The sequence below is a fragment of the Allobosea sp. FW305-C-101 genome (assembly GCF_058783685.1).
Genome location: NZ_JBYSYT010000004.1, coordinates 328,078 through 347,926, shown reverse-complemented (window position 1 = coordinate 347,926; position 19,849 = coordinate 328,078). Strand labels below are relative to the sequence as shown.

The following is a 19,849-nucleotide window of genomic DNA, read 5'->3' as shown; positions in this document are numbered from 1 at the left end:
TGGTCAGCTTGCTGCGAATCGCGGGCGGGATGCAATGGACCCGTTGCGCCGGCCCGCTTATGGTCCGCGCCATGAGCGAGAAAGCCACCACCGCCCCCGCCCTGAAGCCCGGCGACCATCTCTTCCTGGTCGACGGTTCGAACTTCATTTTCCGAGCCTATTTCCAGTCGATCAACCAGGACCGGAAATACAATGCCCGCTCGGACGGCCTGCCCTCCGGCGCGGTCCGGCTCTTCGCGACGAAGCTCTTCCAGTTCGTGCGCGAGGGCGTGCTCGGCGTGCGGCCGACCCATCTCGCCATCGTCTTCGACAAGTCTGAGAATTCGTTCCGCAAGGCGATCTACCCGGCCTACAAGGGCAATCGCTCCGACCCGCCGCCCGATCTCATTCCGCAATTCCCGCTGATGCGCGAGGCGGTGCGTGCCTTTGGCCTCATTCCGGTCGAGCAGGATGTCTACGAGGCCGACGACCTGATCGCGACCTATGCGAAACAGGCCCGCGAGGCCGGCGCCGACGTGCTGATCGTCTCCGCCGACAAGGACCTGATGCAGCTCGTGAAGCCGGGCGTCGCGATGTACGACCCCGCCTCCGGCGACCAGAAGAAGGGCGCGGGCTTCCGCGCCGAGCGCCGCATCGGCGAGCCCGAGGTCGTCGAGTATTTCGGCGTGATGCCGGACAAGGTCACCGATGTGCAGGCGCTCGCGGGTGACGCCACCGACAACGTGCCGGGCGCGCCCGGCATCGGCATCAAGACGGCGGCCCAGCTGATCGGCGAATACGGCGACCTCGAAACCCTGCTGGCCCGGGCCGGCGAGATCAAGCAGCCGAAGCGCAGGGAGACCCTGACCAATCCCGAGGTGATCGAGAAGGTCCGCATCTCCCACAAGCTCGTCAGCCTCGTCGAGGACGTGAAGGTCGAGACGCCGCTGGAACACCTGACGCTGGAGCAGCCCGATCCGGCGAAGCTCATCGCCTTCCTCAAGGCGATGGAGTTCACCACCATCACCAAGCGCGTCGCCGAGGCCTACGAGGCAGATGTCGGCGCCGTCGATGCCGATCCGGCTCTGGCTCCGGGCGGCGCGCGCGCAGCTGAGCTCAAGGCGCTCTATGCCGGCGCCGATGCCGCCGAGGACGGCGCGTTCGGTGCTACCCCGGCCGCCACTCCTGCGCCCGCCGCGGCTGCCTCAGGCGCTCCTGCTGGCGAAGACGGCTGGCTGAAGCCGGGCGATCTCGCGGCTTCCCGCAAGAACGAGGCGATCGCCGGCAAGATCGACCGCTCGAAATACGAATGCGTGCGCACGCTCGCCGATCTCGAACGCTGGATCGGCTGGGCCTATGAGGTGGGCTACGTCGCGCTCGACACCGAGACCACCTCGCTCGACGCGATGCAGGCCGACCTCGCCGGCATCTCGCTGGCCGTCGCGCCGGGCCGGGCCTGCTACATCCCGCTCCAGCATCGTGGCGGCGATGGCGGCCTCTTCGACGAGGGCCTGTTGGCCGGCCAGATCCCGATGGCGCAGGCCGTCGCCGCGCTGAAGCCGCTGCTCGCCGATGCCGGCGTGCTCAAGATCGGCCAGAACCTGAAATACGACCTGCTGGTTCTGGAACGCCATGGCCTCAGCGTGTCCCCGATCGATGACACGATGCTGATCTCCTATGCGCTCGATGCCGGCAACAACACGCACGGCATGGACCGTCTCTCGGAATTGCACCTCGGCCACGAGACGATTCCGTATTCCCAGGTCGCCGGCACCGGCAAGAACCAGGTCACCTTCGACAAGGTGCCGCTCGACCGGGCGACCGACTATGCCGCCGAGGATGCCGACGTCACGCTGCGCCTCTGGCTCGCGCTGAAACCGCGCCTCGTCGCGGAGAAGAAGACGGCGGTCTACGAGGTGCTGGAACGGCCGATGGTCGAGGTCCTCGCCAGGATGGAGCGCCGCGGCATCGCCATCGACCGGCAGATCCTCTCGCGCCTCTCCGGCGATTTCGCGCAAGGGCTGGCGCGGCTGGAGGACGAGATCTACGAGCTCGCCGGCAAGAAGTTCACGATCGGCAGCCCCAAGCAGCTCGGCGACATCCTGTTCGGCAAGATGGGGCTGGAAGGCGCCAAGAAGACCGCGACCGGCCAATGGGCGACGGGTGCCGGCGTGCTCGAGGACCTCGCCGAGCAGGGCCACGCGCTGCCGTCGAAAATCCTCGAATGGCGCCAGCTCGCCAAGCTGAAATCGACCTATACCGACTCGCTGCCGGGCTATGTGAACCCCGAGACCAACCGGGTCCACACCTCCTATGCGCTGGCGGCGACCACCACGGGCCGGCTCTCCTCCTCCGAGCCGAATCTGCAGAACATCCCGATCCGCACCGAGGCCGGCCGCAAGATCCGCACCGCCTTCGTGCCGGAGAAGGGCTACAAGCTGGTCTCGGCCGATTACAGCCAGATCGAATTGCGCCTGCTCGCCCATATCGCGGAGATCCCGCAGCTCCGGCAGGCCTTCGCGGATGGTATCGACATCCACGCGATGACGGCCTCCGAGATGTTCAGCGTGCCGGTCCAGGGCATGCCGAGCGAGGTGCGCCGCCGCGCCAAGGCGATCAATTTCGGCATCATCTACGGCATCTCGGCCTTCGGCCTTGCGAACCAGCTCGGCATCGGTCGCGAGGAGGCCAGCGCCTATATCCGCAAGTATTTCGAGCGTTTCCCCGGCATCCGCGACTACATGGACCAGACCAAGACCCATGTCCGCGCCCATGGCCAGGTCACCACGATCTTCGGCCGCGTCTGCCATTTCCCGGCGGTGGCCTCGAAGAACCCGTCCGAGCGTGCCTTCGTCGAGCGTCAGGCGATCAACGCCCCGATCCAGGGCTCGGCCGCCGACATCATCCGCCGGGCGATGACCCGCATGGACTCGGCGCTCGCCGCCAACCGGCTGAATGCCCGCATGCTCCTGCAGGTCCATGATGAACTCGTCTTCGAGGTGCCAGAGGCCGAGGTCGAGAAGACCCTGCCGATCATCGAGAAGGTCATGATCGAGGCGCCGCATCCGGCCGTGCAATTGCGCGTGCCGCTCGCGGTCGAGGCCCGCGCCGCCGATAACTGGGACGAGGCGCACTGAGAGCCTCCGACCAGCCGGAACCCGGCCGATCCTTCCGGCGTTGATCCCTTCGACGCGCCAGGGGGGCGCGGGTCGCGCGTTGGAATCGAAGACATGCTCAGCTCATCGGCCTGGCGGCCGTTTCCGCGGTACATGGCGGAACCGGAACCGGTGGTGGAGGAAACCGCGGAGGTCACGCCCTCAGAGCATGATCTCATCGTGCGCTACGCCATCGTCGGCATCTTCGTCATTCTGGCGACGGCCTCGCTGGCACTGACCAAGGTCATCGCCATGCCGGTCGTCGCGGGGGTGATCTTCGGATTGGTGCTCGGCCCGCTCGTCGACGTGCTGGCGCGCCATCGCGTGCCGCAGCATGCGGCCGCCGCCTTGGTCGTGCTGCTCTTCATCGGCCTGTTGCTCGCCTCCATCGCGATCCTCGCCGTGCCGGTCGCCGGCTGGAGCGATCAGGCCCCGGCCATGATGGCGGCGCTCAAGACCAAGCTCGCGGGCGTCTTCGTCTTCATGGACGAGTTCAAGCGCGGCATCGCCTCGATCACCGGCAAGGGTGCCGAGCTCAGCGTCTCCCAGGGCAATCCGCTCTTCGACATCGCCATGTCCTCCTCGACGGCGGCCGGCGGCATGCTGATCTTCGTCGCGACGATCTATTTCTGGCTGGCGACCCGCCGCCATCTCAAGGCGCGGGTGCTGAGGCTCTGTCTCGGCCGCGGCGCACGCCGCTCGGCCGGCTCGTTCTTCGAAGAGATCGAGGCCCGCGTCGCCCGCTATTTCGCGCTGGTGACGACGATCAATCTCGGCATGGGCGTCCTCACCATGGCGATCGCCTGGATTGCCGGGCTGCCTTTCCCGGTGTTCTGGGGGGCGCTCGCCTTCCTGCTCAACTATCTCGCTTTCATCGGCCCGATCATCGTCGCGATCCTGCTGCTCGCGGGCGCTCTGCTCGATGCGCCCTCGATCCTTGCGGCGCTCTGGCCGGCGACGGCCTATTACGCCCTGCACCTGATCGAGGCGAATGCAGTCACGCCCGTCTTCGTCGGCAACCGCCTGACAATCTCGCCCTTCCTCGTCTTCATCGCCTTCATCTTCTGGCTCTGGCTCTGGGGGCCGGTCGGTGCAGTGCTCTCGACGCCGATCGTCATCGTCGCCATGGTCGCGCAGGAGGAGTTCGCGCGTTATCGCCACGACAAGGCGAAGGCGGATGCCGAGGAGGCCGGTGAGGCGAAAGCCGCCTGATCGCGGCTTCCGGAACTGAAGTCACGCCTATGCGTTGCCAAAACAGGCGGAAGCCCTTGCGGCAGCCGCATCTCCCCGCCACCATCGAAACTTCTAACAGCGACAGGACGACACCGCCATGGCCACCACGACATCCGCGAAACGTCAGGCTGCCGCCGCTGCCAAACGCGCGAAGGCCGAGGTCGAGGCCGGCGCCGAGGATGTCGCGGCCGAGGCGCGCCAGGCCGGAGCCCGCGCCAAGCGCCAGGCGAGCGCGCTCGAGGACACTCTGACCCGCAGCGCCGAGGACATCGCCGCCACCGTCAGCGAGCGCCTGCGCGCCGTCGGCGTCGATACCGACAAGATGGTCGATGTCGCCAAGGAACAGGCGACCGAGTTACAGCAGCTGATCGAGGACGAGATCCGCGAGCGGCCGCTGCGTGCGCTCGGCATCGCGGCGGCGGTCGGCCTGTTCGTCGGCTTCCTGTCGGCACGCTGACCATGTTCGGGGGGATCGGTTCCTTCATCGCCTCGGAGGTTTCCGGGGTGGTGAGGCGTAATGTCACCGTCTACGGCCTGTTTGGCCTTGCCGTCCTGCTCATGCTCTGCGCCGGCGGCTATGCGCTGAATGCCCTGCATACCGTGCTGGAGCAGCGCTATGGCGCGATCGCCGCGAGCCTCTGGGTCGCCGGCGGCCTTTTCCTGGCCGGGCTTTTCGCCATCTGCATCGCGCTTGTCGTCAAGGGGCGGCGCCGGCCGCCGCGCCCGGCCGCGACGGCGGCCCTTGCGGCGGCGCCGATCGCCGCCAAGCTCATCGGCTCGCGGCTCAGCTGGCGCATGGCGCTTGCCGGCGGCATCGTCGTGCTCGGTGCGATTCTGGGCCGTCAGATCGTCGCGGGCGGCGATGATGACGATGCGGAAGCCTGATTCCGTGTGAATCGGCAGGCATGGACGAAGCATGTCTTTTTACATAGGGATGTCGGCATGCGTCCCTTAACAAGACTTGCATGTCTGCTCAGGTGAGGCCCCGCAACCGCTTTCCGCTGCCGGTTTTTCCGGTCTTCGGCGCGCGCGTCCGTTCGGCCACGACCACGATCATCGCGATCGCGGTGGTGGCGCTCGCGGTGGTGCTGGCCGCCTGGATCAACTGGCAGGCGCGGCAGACGGCGGACCGCGTCTCCCATGCGATCGAGATCCGTGAGCGGGCCGAGCGTTTCCTCGGCCGGATGCGCGATGCCGAGACCGGGCAGCGCGGCTTCCTGCTGACCGGGCAGGCCGCTTATCTCGAACCCTTCACCGAGGGCCGGGCCGCCGCCGGACCCGAACTCGATATCCTGACGGCGCTGGTCGACGCCGACCCGGCTCAGAAAGAGCGGGTCAGAATCTTGCGCGAGAACATGGGCGTCAAATTCGCGGAGCTCGACCGGACAATCTCGCTGGAACGCGCGGGCCGCCGGACGGAGGCGCTGGCGCTGGTCCGCAGCGACGCCGGCACCGCCGCCATGGAAGGGCTGCGCGATACCGTCCAGGAGATCCAGCAGAGCGAGAACATCCGTTTGAGGTCGCTCTACAGCCGGGAGGAGCGCCGCCGCCTCTGGGGCAGCACGGGCATCGTCATCGCGCTCGCCGGGCTCGCCTTCGCCGCCTGGCAGCAATTGCGCAGCCGCCAGCGCCGCAGTACCGCGCTCGCCGTCAGCAACGCCGAGCTGGAGCGCATCGTTGGCGAGCGCACGCGGCAGCTCGAAAGCGAGCGCCTGCGCATCGAGGCGCTGCTGCGCGACGTCAACCACCGGGTCGGCAACAACCTCGCCATGGTCTCGGCGCTGCTCAACGTGCAGAGCCGGCAGACGCGCGAGCCGGCGGTCAAGGCCGCGCTGGGACAGGCGCAGTCGCGCATCCAGGCGATCGCGGCCGGGCAGCGGCGCCTGCGTCTCGATATCGAGACCGACGAGATCGATGCGCGGCCCTATATGGAAGATCTGCTCGCCGAGATCGGAAAATCGGCTGAAGGCCGGCCGATCCGGATCGATCTCGACATGGAATCGATTCGCCTGCCCGGCCGCGACGCCGTGTCCTTCGTCGTCATCGTCAACGAGCTCGTGACCAACGCCATCAAGCATGCCTTTCCTGACGGCATGTCGGGGCGGATCGTGATCCGCTTTGCTCCGGCAGAGCATGAAGGGGAACCGGCCCTTGCCCTCTCGATCGAGGATGACGGCGTCGGCATGCCACCGGAGACGGCGAGCAAGGGCCTTGGCCAGACGGTGATCGCGAGCCTGCTGCGGAGCATGCGGGCGACGATGACCTCGCAGCCGGCGCACCCGGAACAGGCCGAGCGTCCGGGCACGCAGGTGACGATCGTCTTTCCGAAGCGGGAAAGCCTCCAGGCTCAGGCCTGATGGTGCGGCGTCAGCCTTGCACCGCCTTGAGGCGAGGCATACCCACCGCGCTTTTCACGAAGGCTGCGACCTCGCGCGTCGAGAACGGCTTGCGCAGGAAACGGGCGCCGCGCAGCGTCGCTGGCACCTCATGCGGCGCCGAACCCGAGACGAAGGCAAAAGGCGTCCCGCTTTCCTGAAGCGTGCTCGCCACGTCGAAGGTCTTGCCGCCGACGACATCGATGTCGAGCAGGGCGCACGCCAGTTGCTGCGCCGTCATCCGCCGCGCCTCGGCCACGGATTCGACGATGATCAGCTCGACACCGTCGCCGAGCTGCTCGGCCACGGCACTTTCGATGTCCATCGCGATGAACGGGTCGTCTTCGACGATGAGTACGCGGATATCAGCCATTGACCGGCTCTCTCACTCACACTGCAATCCTGTTACGCCGTCTCAACGTGACAGGATTGGCGATGTTCCTGCTTTTACGCCATGCGCCGGCGGAAAGCTTGGGATTTGAGTCGATTTTGACCAGTCAAGGTTAGTAAAGGGTAAGCCTGCCCGCAGTTCGTTGACGTTAGCGTCGGCGCCCGGGCTCGACCAGCGTCAGGTCGAGAGCTGTGACGCCGATGGCGACATTGATGCCGCGATTGCCCTGGAGCGGCAATGGCAGCAAGGTCGCCTCGTTGTCCTTGCCACCGACCAGTGCATTGCCGGGCGCGGAAGGAGCGGTCGCGCTGCCGCTCTTGAACGGACCGCTGAGTGCCCCGAGCGGTGCGCGCGCGTAGGGTCCGTAGACGCGCCAGACCATGGTCGCAGTGCGCACCGAGCCGAGGTCCAGGCTGAAGCTGCGGACGATCCCGTTATAGTGCTGGATCGGCCCGCGACGCGGCCTGAAGCGGCATTCCGCCGGGCGCTGGGACTTGGCGATGGCGGCGAAATTGGTGCCGACGGTGCAGGACAGGCGCCCGGTCGGCGGGCCGGCGGGCTGCGCGGCGGCAGGCTCATGCATTCCTATGAGGCCAACGAGGGCAAGGGCGGTTAGGCAGGGTCGGGAATGCCCAAGGCTCATCTCGAATGCTCCTGGTGAACTGGCGGTACGAACGCCCCAAGAAACCCACAGTTCCGGGCTAGGGAACCGGGAAGAGTTTGTAGCGTTGGCGTTTCATCTTGGCATGGGAATGTCGATGTCCGTGAGTCGTCCACGTGGGGAAACCCCAATAATAATCGATCCCGAAACCCTGACGGCGCTGCCGCCTTTCTGGGAGCTGGAGGATCTCGTCGCCACGGGTCTCGATCAGGAGGCCGCGCTGGCGGTGATGGTCGCGCGCCGCAGCGGCCCGCGGCTGGTTGGCGATATCGCTCCGGGCGACGACCAGCAAGGCTTCCTTCTGCGCTTTGGCCCGGCCGAGTTTCCGCACTAGGGCCGCTGGTTTATCGCATATTCGCTGGCGCCGACCTTCGGTTCTTCACGTGAACCTGCGCCCACTTCGCGCGAAAATGCTCTCGCCTCGTTATTGGCAGAAGCGGGAGGCGCGAGAACGTCGCTCCTGGATATCGATGTGCAGGTGATTGGCATGGGCCGCGTCCGAGCCCGGCCCCAGCGTGGTCATGAAGGCACCGCAGGCCGATTGCCTGACAGCATCGAGGAAGCGGTTCTGCGCCAGACCTTCCGGCTTCTCCACCACGACTTGTGACGCGCCGCCGTCGCTCCCCAGCTTGAAAGCGAAGATGTCGAGTGCCTGGCCTGTCGCGTGTTCGCTGACAGGGCCGGCCGAGGCCCGGTTGCGCCGCCGGCATTCATGCCCGCCGCCGACACGCAGGGCCACGAGGTCGCGCTCGAAATGGCCGCGCGCCAAAGGCTGGACGCTGCTGTCGAGCCAGCCGGCAAGGGTCTTCGCCATGGCGCAGCTCAGCACCGGCGGGGGATCGAAGGATACGCTGGCGCTGCCGCCCGGCCGCCTGATGGCGAGAGCCTCGACCCGGACGGGTTCGCTGACGCGACAGGCGGGGTCGGTGTTTTTGGGATCGGGGCTGGCCGGCAGGACGCGGTTGCCGGGGATGGCGGCGAGTGCGGCAACGCATGATGGCTGTTCGGATGGCGGTGCTGGGCTTGCGGCGCTCGAAGGTGGCGGTACGGCCGCAGGCGCTTCGGGCGGCGCCGGGGCGCTCGGCATGGACGGCCGCAGTTCTGGCGGGCGCGGCGGGGGGCGCTGCTGGGACAGTGGCGCGGTGGCCGGGGCGGCGACGATCGGCAGGAGCACGATTCCAATGGCAGCGATACGTGCGACGATTCCTCTGCCGCCGCCGGGCCACGCGCCTGCGGCGCACGACGCCTTGCGTCTGCCAGCGTCTTGATCGTCGTGGCTGACTAGCTGTCCAGGGCCGAGGCGCTGGCGATCGCCAGACCGGTCAGCCCGGCGAGCGCGAGTGAGAGAATCTCCGCGCTCGGGGCTCCCGGTTGGATGAATCCTGAGAAGAGGGCAGTCCCGATCGATAGTGCCGCGATCGCGGCCGAGAAGCAGGTCGTCGCCATGATCCACGCCCTCCCCAACTGCAAACGAAACTGTCATTCAACGCGGAACGCATCATTTCCGCTCTGGTTCCGGACGGCAAGAAAAAAGGCCCGCGGATGTCAGCCGCGGGCCTTGATCGCTTTCGACGATGGTCGAGGCGTCAGGCGGCCTTGCGGCCGGCGCGGCGGTCGAAGAACAGGGCCTGGCTGATCGCGGCCTTCACGGCCTCCGGCTGGAACGGCTTGGTGATCAGGAAGGCGGGCTCCGGCCGGTCGCCGGTCAGGAGCCGCTCGGGATAGGCGGTGATGAAGATCACCGGCACGTCGATCGAGGACAGGATCTCGTTGACGGCGTCGAGGCCCGAGCTGCCATCGGCGAGCTGGATATCGGCAAGCACCAGGCCCGGCCGCCGCTTGGCGACGAGCGCGAGCGCCTCGCGCTGGGTGCGGGCGACGCCGGTGACGGTATGGCCGAGCTCCTCGACCATCGTCTCGATGTCGAGCGCGATGATCGGCTCGTCCTCGATGATGAGGACCTCGGTCGCCACCTGCTCGGCGATTTCCTGCCCGGCGGTCTGGATCAGTGCGGAAGCCTCGGCGGCCGTGACGTCCATCACCTTGGCGACGTCGTCGAGCGGGAAGCCTTCCACGGTGCGCAGCAGGAAGGCCTGGCGCGGGCGCGGGGTCAGCGCCTCGAGATTGCGCTCGGCCGGCGCGCGCGACAGCTCCACGATCGGGGCTGCGGCATCGACGCTGGCCGAGGACCACAGCTTCAGGAACGTCTTGTACAGGCCGATGCGAGGATCGATGTCGCGCGGGAACCCGGAGGGGTCCGCGACCAATGCTTCCAGCATGGCGACGACATAGGCGTCGCCGCTCGGCTGGCTGCCGCAGAGCGCCCGCGCGAACCGGCGCAGATAAGGAAGATGAGGCGCAATTTCTTTTGCAATCGACATGAACGCGTCCCTTTTAACGTGCTGGAATAATGGCTTAGGATGCGTCGGAAACAAGGAATTTATTTTTGCGGGATCATGGAACCTTGGGCTGGGAGGCCCGTTGTTAAGGCGCATTGGTGTCGCCATCGCGACCTCGCTTCGGCGTCGCCGGCAGGAAGTGGCAAGACCAGGTATGACGGGACGTAGAGATGTGGGATCGGCTGGAAAAGCTGACCCGGTGGTGGTGCGAGGGCTGATATGAGCAGGTTGGATGCAGCGATGACTGAGCCGGAGGATCCCGACGAGGGTTTCGATCTGGTTTTGGACCCCAAGGTGCAGGAATCCATCGGCCGCTCCCTCAAGGCCCATTACGACGACATCGTGAACGCACCCGTGCCCGACAAGTTTCTCGTGCTGCTGGCGCAGCTTGAGGCGACCGAGCAGCGTGCAGCTGGAGCGTCGCGCGATGAGTCCCACTGAGATCGCGTCCGCCAGTCAGGTCGAGACTCTGGCGCGGGAACGCAGGACCGAAGATTTCAAGGACGGGCTGATCCGCGAGATTCCCAATCTCCGCGCTTTCGCCGCCTCGCTTTCGGGCTCGATGCAGCTGGCCGACGACCTCGTGCAGGACACGCTGCTGAAGGCCTGGGGCAATTCCGACAAGTTCGAACCCGGCACCAGCCTGCGCGCCTGGCTCTTCACCATCCTGCGCAACACCTATTACTCGCTCTACCGCAAGCGCGGCCGCGAGGTGCAGGACAGCGAAGGCACCTATGCCGAGCGCATGGCGACCCACGGTAACCAGGAGAGCCATCTCGATCTCGCCGATTTCCGCAAGGCGCTGGCGAAGCTCCCGGAGGAGCAGCGCGAGGTGCTGATCATGGTCGGCGCGACCGGGCTGTCCTATGAGGAAGCGGCCGAGATCTGCGGCGTGGCGATCGGCACGATCAAGAGCCGGGTCAATCGCGCCCGCACGAAACTCGCCGAACTGCTCTCCATCGGCAGCGTCGACGATCTCGGGCCGGGCCGCACCAACGCGGCGGCGATGCAGAGAGTTGGTTCCGAACCTGTTGGCTCCTGATGCGTTTGCGGCGTTTCAGCACTGTCCGGACACGTCTGCTGGCTTTGCTGGTCGTGATCGCCATCCCGATCGCCTGCGCCTCGGCCTTCGCGGCCTACGCCACCTATCGGGCCGCAATCGTCGCGATCGAGGCGGCGCAATCGCGTACCGTCGATGATTTCGCGGTGCGCACCCGCGTCTGGTATCGCGGGATGTCGCGCGCCTTGCTTGCCTTCGGCACCACGGCGGGGGAGTTCGGCCTCGATGCGCCCGGCTGCCGCGATGCCGGCGTCAAGGCGATGGAGCGGGCCGGAGGATTCCGCGCCTTCCTGTTGCGGCAGGCTGACGGGCGGCTCTGCACCGGGGCGCTCGATCCCGACATTTCTGCTGAAACGCTGGACGGCATAGCCGGCAAGCTGGCCGGCCGGTCGGCGATCGGGATGTGGAACGGCGCCAATCTCGGCCGGATGCGCTACGATCAGGTCACGGCCGGCGGGCGGCGCTATCTCGCGATCCTCGCTTCCGACCTTCCAGGTGCGAATGGCGGCTTGCAGCAGGCGCTCCTGCTGGTCTCCCCGGAACTGCTCGAGAATGTCTTCGACCTCGGCGAGGACGGCCAGGTCCTGAACGTCGCGTTGGTTGGCCGCGATGCCGGCCTCGTCGCCAGCCGGGGTGAGAACCGGGACATGTCCTGGCTGCCGCGCACCGACCTGATTCCCGAGAAGCATGCCCGCTGGGCCGGCCCGAGCCGTGCGGGCGAGGTCAGCGTCTATGCCGCCCGGATGGTCGCGGAGCCGGATTTCTACATCGTCGCGAGCTTCGACGACCGCCCGGCCGAGGCGGCGCGGCTGCAATTCGTCGTGCTGCTGCTCGCGCCGCTCCTGACGCTCGCCCTGCTCTGCCTCGTCTGCATGCGGGCGATCGAGAAACATTGCCTGCGCTGGCTGCGCGGCATCGAGGTCGCGGCCCGCTCGCGGACCACCAATAACCGGGTTCGTGCCGCTGTGGCGGAGGACATGCCGAGCGACATCCGCAGCGTCGCCGAGGCCTTCAACGGCATGGTCGAGGAGCAGGAGGTTCGCCAGCGCCGTCTCCAGACCGCGCTCGACGACAACCGCTTCCTCGTCCGCGAGCTGCATCACCGGGTCAAGAACAGCCTTCAGGTCGTGCAGAGCTATATCGGGCTGAGCAAGCGCGATCATCGCGACGAGGCGCGGCTGGCGCTGGCCGATGCCGAATGCCGCGTGCATGTGCTGTCGGCAGCCTATCGCTTCACGCTCGCCGACGGTGAGATGCAGCCGGTCCGGATCGATCTCTTTCTGGACGATGTCGTCACGATGATCTCCAACCTGATCCGCAGCCGCGACCAGTGGGTGACGAGCCGGATCGAGACCGCTGCGACGTTGTCCGTCGACCGGATCATTCCGCTCGGCTTTCTCGTGGCCGATGTCGCGTCCCGCGCCTTGCGAGGTACGCCTGGCGTCCGGATCGCCGTGGAGGTGCTGGATGTCGACGCCTCCGCGATCGAGGTCGGCCTCGAAGTCGATCGCGATATCGGGCACAGCGCGCCGCCGCGGCTCTTCGCCGGCCTGCTCACTCAGATCGAGGCGGTGCAGACGCAGGAGCCTCATGGCCGGAGCCTCGGCCGCTGGCGGATCGGCCACGGCTCCTGAGGCACTGGCTCAAACGAAAACGCGCCGCCAGACCGTTCGGGACTGGCTGCGCGCTTGTCAGAAGAATTCGTTGGCGCGTCAGCGCACGATATGCGTGACCGGCCCACCGGCCATCGCCTGCTGCGACGGCGACGCGATCGCGCGCTTGGCGGTGCTGCGCGAGCGGTCGGCATGGTCCACGGCAGCGACCTGCAGGCTATCGGCATAGCCGCGCTCGCTCGCGCCCTTGGCCAGCGCCACCGTCGTCGAGCTCTGGTCTTCGGGCATCTGGAGCCCGGCACCCAGGGTCAGGCCGGTCACCGCCGTCCCCATGAGGCCGAAGAAGACGATGGCGCGCATGGCCGGCGCGAGGCTGGACTTCGGCATGTATGTCTCCAGGGCTGGCCGGTCGATTGACCGGCTTTCGGTTTGGAAAACGTCCGAAACGGCGCTTTGGTTCCCTGAAACCTGCGAAAGGCGATCGGCCATGTCCTTGCGGAACGCTGAGCCGCGTCGCTGCGTTGTCCCGAAGCCGGCTCCCTGCCGGGGATCGGGGGATCGCATTCGACCATGAACATCGCCAACCGGCCGGCCCGCCTCGGCACGCCGTGCCTCGCCTGTCCCTTGCGGCTGAAGCCGGCCTTCCGGGACAAGACCGATGACGAGATCCGCTTCATCCAGACGATGAAGGTCGATCACCGGACCGTGCGCGCGGGCCTCGACATCATTCATCCCGGTCAGGAGGATGCGGAGCTCTACACGCTCTATTCGGGCTGGGCCTTCCGCTACAAATCCCTGCCGGACGGGCGCCGCCAGATCCTCAACTTCCTGCTGCCAGGCGATCTCGTGGGATTGCAGGCATCGCTGCTCAGTGCCGCGGAGCATGGCATCGAGGCACTGACCGATGTCGAGCTTTGCGTCTTCCCGCGCAAGCGCCTGTGGGAGCTGTTCGAACGGATGCCGACGCTGGCCTATGAGGTGGCCTGGCTCGGCTCGCGCGAGGAAAGCATGGTGGACGACAACCTGACCTCGGTCGGGCAGCGCAACGCGGCCGAGCGCCTCGCCGCCCTGATCATCTCGCTTCATCACCGGGCCGATGCGCTAGGCCTCGTGACCAATGACAGCTTCGCCTTTCCGCTTTCGCAGCAGCAGATCGCCGATGCGCTCGGCCTCTCGCTCGTCCACACCAGCAAGACCTGGTCGCGGCTGCGCAAGGAAGGCCTGTTCTCGCTCTCCCAGGGGCGGCTGACCCTGCTGAACCCGCACCTGACGGCGCGGATGGCGGCAGTCTACGAACGAACCATGGCCCCAAGGCCGCTGATCTGACGGCGCCGGGGGGTTTCGACATGGAATAAAAGCTTGGCGGCAGCCCGCTCTTGACCCCATATGCCGCGCAGGTAACGTGATTTGCGTCAGACGCGTCGTCTCCGCGGCGTTCAAGGGGTGTCATGTCTTCGACGATCCGCCATCGCCCACCGCGTGCCGCATCGCTGGCCGCCCGTCTTGGGCAGTCCCGCGTCGCGACGCGGATCGAGGGCGAGATGCGTGTCACCGCCGCCGATCTCGTCGATCGCGTGGCCGAGGCGAAGCTGAAGGTCGCGGCCGTTCGCTACAAGGTCGAGGGCGAGGTCCGCAGCAAGGCCGAGAAGCTCAAGAATCGCGTCAGCGAAGCCAAGGCGAAGCTGGGCGACGAGGCGCGCTTCATCAAGTCCTGGCTCGACGACCCCCGCCGGACCGGCTCGGTCACGCCGTCGAGCCCGGCGCTGGCCAAGCGGATGGCGTCCTATGTCGATCCCGAGCAGCCCGGCCCGGTCATCGAGATCGGCCCCGGCACCGGCCCGGTCACCGAGGCGCTGATCGAGCGGGGCATCGACGAAAGCCGCCTGATCCTCGTCGAGTACAGCCCCGAATTCTGCGAATTGCTGCGCAAGCGTTTTCCGCGGGCGACGGTGGTGCAGGGCGATGCCTATGCCCTGGCGACGACGCTGGCCGGCCATCTCCAGGAGAAGGCGATCGCGCTTGTCTCCAGCCTGCCGCTGTTCAACCGCCCGCCCGCCGCGCGCACCGCATTGGCGCGCGAGGTGTTTCCGCTGCTCGTGGACGGCGCGCCCTTCATCCAGTTCACCTATTCGGTGATCTCGCCAATCCCGCGCAAGGGCTCGGGGCTCAAGGCCTCCGTGTCAGACTGGGTGCTGCGCAATATCCCGCCGGCGCGGGTTTGGGTTTATCGCCAGATTCGTTGATTTTTCGCCGAGTTGACGCTGCGTCATCGGCGTTTCCCGCGAATTGTCGCCGTTTCCATACGGATTCGTAAGACCTCGCTGTTAGGCAGCACGCGCGGCCGGCTGCTTGCTGGCCGGCCTGCCGGTGAGGAGCCTAAACAGCCGATGAGTGGCGCAGTCCTCCGTTACAGTTTGCCGCGTTGGCGTCTGACGCGTTGGCTGGCGGATGCCGGGCCGGATGTGCCGCCGGAAATCCGGGTCGCACTGATCGGCAGCCTCTACGGCACGCTCCCGATCTTCATCGGCGGCGTGGTCAACTCGCTCGCGGTCTCCTTCCTGATCGCCTGGCGCATCCCGACCCCGCCTTTCATGCTGTGGTGCGCCTTCGAGCTGCTCTGCTGCAGCATCCGCCTGGTCGTGCTGATACAGGCCCGCCGCCGGGCCGCGCGCGGCGCCTCGACCCCGACCGATCTCTATCTGCTGCTCGGCGTCGCCTGGGCGGCCGGCATCGGGGCCGGCACCTTCCTCTGCCTGACGAGCGGTGACTGGGTCGCGGCGACGCTGGCCTGCCTCTCGGCCGCCGCGATGGTCGGCGGCATCTGCTTCCGCAACTTCGCCGCGCCGCGCATGGCCGGCGTGATGATCGGGCTGACGCTGGGGCCCTGCGTGCTCGCGACGCCCTTCCTGTCCGAGCCGATGCTGCTGATCACCTTCATGCAGATCCCGCTCTACCTCTTCAGCATGACGGTCGCCGCCTACAAGCTGAACGCCATGCTGATCTCGACGATGCGGGCCGAGCGCGAGAATGCCTTTCACGCCCGGCATGACATGCTCACCGGCCTGTCGAACCGCACGGGCCTCGCCACGGCCTTCGCCACCCGCTTCGAGAACGAGGCCGCGCCGCGCGGTGTGGCGCTGGTCTATCTCGATCTCGACGGCTTCAAGGCGGTCAACGACAATTACGGGCATATGGCCGGCGATGCCCTGCTCCAGCTCGTCGCCGAACGCTTGCGCGGCCTCGTCCGCAGCACCGATATCGCGGCGCGCATCGGCGGAGACGAGTTCGTCGTCCTCTCCGAGCAGACCGAGCGGGTGCAGCTCCAGCGCTTCGGTGAGCGCATCGTCCGCGAGATCTCTGAGCCCTACGAACTCGACAGCGGCCACCAGCTCAATATCGGCGCCTCCGTCGGGATCGCGTTGGCGCCAGAGCATGGCCGCGACATGACCAGCCTGATGGCCGCAGCCGATGCGGCGCTCTATCAGGCGAAGTCGCGCGGCAAGTCGCTCTGCGTCATCGCCGGCCAGCGTTCCGTGCTGGACGCGCGTGCCGCCGGCGGGCGCCACCCGCGATTGCAGTAAGACCTACTCGATCTCGCAAGGCTCCGTGGCAGGCATCAGCCGCCAGAGCCCGTCATCGGGCTTGGCGGGGATCTTCACTGCGTTGTCGGCGATCTCCTCGGCGTCATAGGGGTTGGGATTGGCGGTGATCCCGCCATTGCGGATATCGAGCGCGCCTTGCGGCCCGCTCTCCAATCGCCAGTTGCCGGCATCCCATTCCGGCACACAACGCAGGCCCTTGCCCTGCGGCTTGCAAAAACCGCTGAGCTGGTAGTCGAAGCGGCCGGTGGTCGTGCGCTGGCGCAGGTTGAAATAAACAGCGACATAGAGCGCCGCATGCGGCTCGGCCTGCCAGTTTCCGGGCTTGTGGACGAGGCGGATCTTGGTGACCTTCTGCTGCGGATGCGCCTTGAGATGGGCCTCGTCGTAAGCGCGCTCCCAGCAGGCATCCCGCTTCGGGGGCAACTCGCTTTCGAGCGGGCGGGCCATGACGGGAGCGGCGAAAATCAGGGCGGAAACGACGGCAGCGCGGTGCATTCTGGTAGCCTCCGGCTTCGGAACATCAGATCAGCGCAGTTTCGCCCGCGCCGCAACGGCTTCGTTCCGTGCTTGACCACAGGTGCGCGCTAGGGCTTGGCTGTCGCGCCGGGACGGAACAGCCGGGGCGGGAAGCGTGACGGATATCGGGCGGCTGGTCCGCGACATCACCGACGAGATGCGCGGCGCGCAGGAGCGCGGCGAGGTCGCGACCTATATTCCGCCGCTCGCCCGCATCGATCCTCGCCAGTTCGGACTCTGCGTCGTGATGGCCGATGGCGAGATCCATGCCTCCGGCGACAGCGAGGAGCCCTTCTCGATCCAGAGCGTCTCGAAGGTGTTTGCGCTGACGCAGGCGCTCGGCAAGGTCGGCGACACGCTCTGGCGCCGGGTCGGGCGCGAGCCTTCGGGCACGCCCTTCAACTCGATCGTCCAGCTCGAGCGCGAGCAGGGCGTGCCGCGCAATCCCTTCATCAATGCCGGCGCCCTCGTTGTCGCCGATATCAACCTCGCCGGCCATGAGCCGCGCGTCGCCATCGGTGAGTTGCTGCGCTTCATGCGCTATCTCGCCGATGACGATACGATCATCATCGACGAAGCGGTGGCGCGGGCCGAGCAGGTGACCGGCTTCCGCAACATCGCGCTCGCGAACTACATGAAGGCCTTCGGCAACATCACCCATGCGCCCGAACTGACGCTCGGCGTCTATTTCCATCAATGCGCCATCGCGATGACCTGTCGCCAGCTCGCCATGGCCGGGCGCTTCCTGATGCATGGCGGCTATTACGAGCCCGGCGGGCCGCGCGTCGTCTCAGGTCAGCGGGCGCGGCGCATCAACGCGCTGATGCTGACCTGCGGCCATTACGATGCTTCGGGCGATTTCGCCTTCCGCGTCGGCCTGCCCGGCAAGTCCGGCGTCGGCGGCGGCATTTTGGCGATCGCGCCGGGCAAGGCCGCGATTGCGGTCTGGTCGCCCGGCCTCAACGCCAACGGCAATTCCCTGCTCGGCACGCTGGCGCTGGAACGTTTGACCGAAGCGACGGGCTGGTCGGTCTTCGCACGGTAGAGGGAGGGCTCGTCATGCTCGGGCTTGACCCGAGCATCTCGTGCCGAGAAGGGCGCCTCTTCCTGCCGAAGATTCTCGGGTCTGCGCTTCGCTTCGCCCGAGAATGACGGGGAGGTTTAGCTGCGCAATCCCGGCGCTTCCTGCCCGGTGCGGGCGACATACTCGGTATAGCCGCCGCCATAGGCATGGACGCCGTCCGGTGTCAGCTCCAGCAGGCGGTTCGACAACGCGGCGAGGAAATGCCGGTCGTGGCTGACGAAGAGCATCGTGCCCTCGTAGTTCGAGAGCGCGGTGATCAGCATTTCCTTGGTGGCGATGTCGAGATGGTTGGTCGGCTCGTCCAGCACCAGGAAATTCGGCGGGTCGTAGAGCATCATCGCCATGACCAGCCGTGCCTTCTCGCCGCCCGAGAGCACGCGGCAACGCTTCTCGACATCGTCGCCCGAGAAGCCGAAGCAGCCCGCCAGCGACCGGAGCGAACCCTGCCCGGCCTGCGGAAAGCGATCTTCCAGCGCCTCGAACACGGTGCGCTCGCCGTCGAGCACCTCCATGGCGTGCTGGGCGAAATAGCCGAGCTTGACGCTGGCGCCGATATTGACCGTGCCGGTATCCGGCTCGGTCGTGCCGGTGACGAGCTTCAGCAGCGTCGATTTGCCGGCGCCGTTGACGCCGAGCACGCACCAGCGCTCCTTGCGCTGGATCTGGAAATTCAGCCCGTCATAGATGCTGCGGCTGCCATAGGCCTTGTTCACGTTCTTGATGCTGACGACGTCGTCGCCGGAGCGCGGCGCCGGCTGGAACTCGAAGGCGACGCTCTGGCGCCGCCGCGGCGGCTCGACGCGGTCGATCTTCTCCAGCTTCTTCACACGGCTCTGCACCTGCGCGGCATGCGAGGCGCGCGCCTTGAAGCGCTCGATGAAGGCGATCTCCTTGGCGAGCATCGCCTGCTGACGCTCGAACTGCGCCTGCATCTGCTTCTCGGCCAGCGCGCGCTGCTGCTGGTAGAACTCGTAATCGCCGGAATAGCTCGTCAGCGCGCCGCCATCGATCTCGATGATCTTGCCGACGATGCGGTTCATGAACTCGCGGTCATGCGAGGTCATCAGCACGGCGCCGTCATAGTTCTTCAGGAAGGATTCCAGCCAGATCAGGCTTTCGAGATCGAGATGGTTCGACGGCTCGTCGAGCAGCATCGCATCCGGGCGCATCAGGAGGATGCGGGCGAGCGCGACGCGCATCTTCCAGCCGCCGGAGAGACCGCCGACATCGCCCTCCATCATCTCCTCGCTGAAGCCGAGCCCTGCGAGCACCTCCCGCGCCCGGCCGTCGAGCGCATAGCCGTCGAGTTCCTCGAACCGGCCCTGCACCTCGCCATAGCGGGTGATGATCGCCTCCATCTCGTCGGCCCTGTCGGGATCGACCATGGCGGCTTCGAGTTCGGCAAGCTCGGCCGCGACCGTGCTGACGGGGCCGGCCCCGTCCATCACCTCGGCAACGGCGCTGCGCCCGGCCATCTCGCCGACATCCTGGCTGAAATAGCCGATGGTGATGCCGCGATCGGTCGAGACCACGCCTTCGTCGGGCGCTTCCTCGCCGGTGATCATCCGGAACAAGGTGGTCTTGCCGGCGCCGTTCGGCCCGACAAGCCCGACCTTCTCGCCCTTCAGAAGCCCGGCCGAGGCCTCGATGAAGACGATCTGCTTTCCGTTCTGCTTGCTGATGTTCTCGAGGCGGATCATGGAAATGGGGAACCTTGGCAGGAGCGGCGCCTATTGCCGCCGTGGGGCGGCGATTGGCGGAACCGCGCCGTCATCCCGGGC

Annotated in this window: 21 protein-coding genes; 13 read left to right on the top strand and 8 right to left on the bottom strand. The window is 66.9% G+C overall.

Going from position 1 to position 19,849, the window contains the following annotated elements; all coding sequences use genetic code 11:
• The first annotated feature begins 71 nt into the window (after positions 1-71).
• From polA to AC3WMA_RS19145, 5 genes are all read left to right on the top strand, one after another.
• The gene (gene polA / locus AC3WMA_RS19165) at positions 72-3,116 is read left to right on the top strand and encodes a DNA polymerase I (protein WP_492286942.1); all 3,045 of its coding nucleotides are present in this window, start codon (positions 72-74) and stop codon (positions 3,114-3,116) included.
• 153 nt (positions 3,117-3,269) lie between these two features.
• Positions 3,270-4,346, top strand: a complete 1,077-nt coding sequence (locus AC3WMA_RS19160) for an AI-2E family transporter (RefSeq protein WP_492286941.1) — start codon at positions 3,270-3,272, stop codon at positions 4,344-4,346.
• A gap of 118 nt (positions 4,347-4,464) precedes the next feature.
• Entirely contained in the window at positions 4,465-4,824 is a 360-nt protein-coding gene (locus AC3WMA_RS19155) for a glycine zipper domain-containing protein (protein ID WP_492286940.1), read from the top strand.
• A 2-nt stretch (positions 4,825-4,826) separates the two neighbouring features.
• Entirely contained in the window at positions 4,827-5,252 is a 426-nt protein-coding gene (locus AC3WMA_RS19150; RefSeq protein ID WP_492286939.1) for a hypothetical protein, read from the top strand.
• Between the two features lie 80 nt (positions 5,253-5,332).
• Positions 5,333-6,724, top strand: a complete 1,392-nt coding sequence (locus AC3WMA_RS19145) for a sensor histidine kinase (RefSeq protein WP_492286938.1) — start codon at positions 5,333-5,335, stop codon at positions 6,722-6,724.
• Between the two features lie 10 nt (positions 6,725-6,734).
• Here AC3WMA_RS19145 and AC3WMA_RS19140 read toward each other — a convergent pair whose 3' ends face one another.
• Complete coding sequence (locus tag AC3WMA_RS19140; protein ID WP_492286937.1) at positions 6,735-7,115, bottom strand: response regulator; 381 nt, start codon at positions 7,113-7,115, stop codon at positions 6,735-6,737.
• A 166-nt stretch (positions 7,116-7,281) separates the two neighbouring features.
• Entirely contained in the window at positions 7,282-7,716 is a 435-nt protein-coding gene (locus AC3WMA_RS19135) for a DUF992 domain-containing protein (RefSeq protein WP_492286936.1), read from the bottom strand.
• 145 nt (positions 7,717-7,861) lie between these two features.
• On the opposite strand from AC3WMA_RS19135, the gene AC3WMA_RS19130 reads away from it, so the two are divergent.
• A complete protein-coding gene (locus AC3WMA_RS19130) occupies positions 7,862-8,128 on the top strand; it encodes a hypothetical protein (RefSeq protein ID WP_492286935.1) in 267 nt (88 codons plus the stop codon).
• Positions 8,129-8,218: 90 nt separating this feature from the next.
• Here AC3WMA_RS19130 and AC3WMA_RS19125 read toward each other — a convergent pair whose 3' ends face one another.
• The 3 genes from AC3WMA_RS19125 to AC3WMA_RS19115 form a co-directional block, all read right to left on the bottom strand.
• Positions 8,219-8,881, bottom strand: a complete 663-nt coding sequence (locus AC3WMA_RS19125; RefSeq protein WP_492286934.1) for an extensin-like domain-containing protein — start codon at positions 8,879-8,881, stop codon at positions 8,219-8,221.
• Positions 8,882-9,075: 194 nt separating this feature from the next.
• Positions 9,076-9,240 carry a hypothetical protein gene (locus tag AC3WMA_RS19120; protein ID WP_257733228.1) on the bottom strand — a complete coding sequence of 55 codons (165 nt, stop codon included), beginning with the start codon at positions 9,238-9,240 and terminating at the stop codon, positions 9,076-9,078.
• Between the two features lie 140 nt (positions 9,241-9,380).
• Positions 9,381-10,175 (bottom strand): response regulator, encoded by a 795-nt coding sequence (locus AC3WMA_RS19115; protein ID WP_492286933.1) that lies wholly within the window; start codon positions 10,173-10,175, stop codon positions 9,381-9,383.
• 258 nt (positions 10,176-10,433) lie between these two features.
• Here AC3WMA_RS19115 and AC3WMA_RS19110 point away from each other — a divergent pair, with 258 nt between their 5' ends.
• The 3 genes from AC3WMA_RS19110 to AC3WMA_RS19100 are packed head-to-tail and all read left to right on the top strand — an operon-like array spanning position 10,434 to position 12,887.
• Positions 10,434-10,634, top strand: a complete 201-nt coding sequence (locus AC3WMA_RS19110; RefSeq protein ID WP_492286932.1) for a NepR family anti-sigma factor — start codon at positions 10,434-10,436, stop codon at positions 10,632-10,634.
• The gene (locus AC3WMA_RS19105; RefSeq protein WP_492286931.1) at positions 10,621-11,235 is read left to right on the top strand and encodes a sigma-70 family RNA polymerase sigma factor; all 615 of its coding nucleotides are present in this window, start codon (positions 10,621-10,623) and stop codon (positions 11,233-11,235) included. Before AC3WMA_RS19110 ends, AC3WMA_RS19105 begins: the two co-directional genes overlap by 14 nt.
• Positions 11,235-12,887 (top strand): histidine kinase dimerization/phosphoacceptor domain -containing protein, encoded by a 1,653-nt coding sequence (locus AC3WMA_RS19100; RefSeq protein WP_492286930.1) that lies wholly within the window; start codon positions 11,235-11,237, stop codon positions 12,885-12,887. Before AC3WMA_RS19105 ends, AC3WMA_RS19100 begins: the two co-directional genes overlap by 1 nt.
• Positions 12,888-12,965: 78 nt before the next feature.
• Here AC3WMA_RS19100 and AC3WMA_RS19095 read toward each other — a convergent pair whose 3' ends face one another.
• The gene (locus AC3WMA_RS19095) at positions 12,966-13,253 is read right to left on the bottom strand and encodes a hypothetical protein (RefSeq protein ID WP_257733232.1); all 288 of its coding nucleotides are present in this window, start codon (positions 13,251-13,253) and stop codon (positions 12,966-12,968) included.
• Positions 13,254-13,436: 183 nt separating this feature from the next.
• Here AC3WMA_RS19095 and AC3WMA_RS19090 point away from each other — a divergent pair, with 183 nt between their 5' ends.
• The 3 genes from AC3WMA_RS19090 (at position 13,437) to AC3WMA_RS19080 (ending at position 16,447) form a co-directional block, all read left to right on the top strand.
• A complete protein-coding gene (locus AC3WMA_RS19090) occupies positions 13,437-14,192 on the top strand; it encodes a Crp/Fnr family transcriptional regulator (RefSeq protein ID WP_492286929.1) in 756 nt (251 codons plus the stop codon).
• A 122-nt stretch (positions 14,193-14,314) separates the two neighbouring features.
• Complete coding sequence (locus tag AC3WMA_RS19085; RefSeq protein WP_492286928.1) at positions 14,315-15,109, top strand: class I SAM-dependent methyltransferase; 795 nt, start codon at positions 14,315-14,317, stop codon at positions 15,107-15,109.
• Between the two features lie 144 nt (positions 15,110-15,253).
• Positions 15,254-16,447 carry a GGDEF domain-containing protein gene (locus tag AC3WMA_RS19080; RefSeq protein ID WP_492286927.1) on the top strand — a complete coding sequence of 398 codons (1,194 nt, stop codon included), beginning with the start codon at positions 15,254-15,256 and terminating at the stop codon, positions 16,445-16,447.
• A gap of 3 nt (positions 16,448-16,450) precedes the next feature.
• On the opposite strand, the gene AC3WMA_RS19075 is transcribed toward AC3WMA_RS19080, so the two are convergent.
• Positions 16,451-16,963 carry a hypothetical protein gene (locus AC3WMA_RS19075; protein ID WP_492286926.1) on the bottom strand — a complete coding sequence of 171 codons (513 nt, stop codon included), beginning with the start codon at positions 16,961-16,963 and terminating at the stop codon, positions 16,451-16,453.
• A gap of 136 nt (positions 16,964-17,099) precedes the next feature.
• Between AC3WMA_RS19075 and AC3WMA_RS19070 the strand changes: the two genes are divergently transcribed.
• Positions 17,100-18,029, top strand: coding sequence for a glutaminase (locus tag AC3WMA_RS19070; RefSeq protein ID WP_492286925.1), 930 nt, complete (start codon positions 17,100-17,102; stop codon positions 18,027-18,029).
• A 116-nt stretch (positions 18,030-18,145) separates the two neighbouring features.
• Here the strand turns inward: AC3WMA_RS19070 and AC3WMA_RS19065 are convergent, their stop codons facing one another.
• Entirely contained in the window at positions 18,146-19,768 is a 1,623-nt protein-coding gene (locus AC3WMA_RS19065; protein ID WP_492286924.1) for an ABC-F family ATP-binding cassette domain-containing protein, read from the bottom strand.
• Positions 19,769-19,849: the final 81 nt, after the last annotated feature.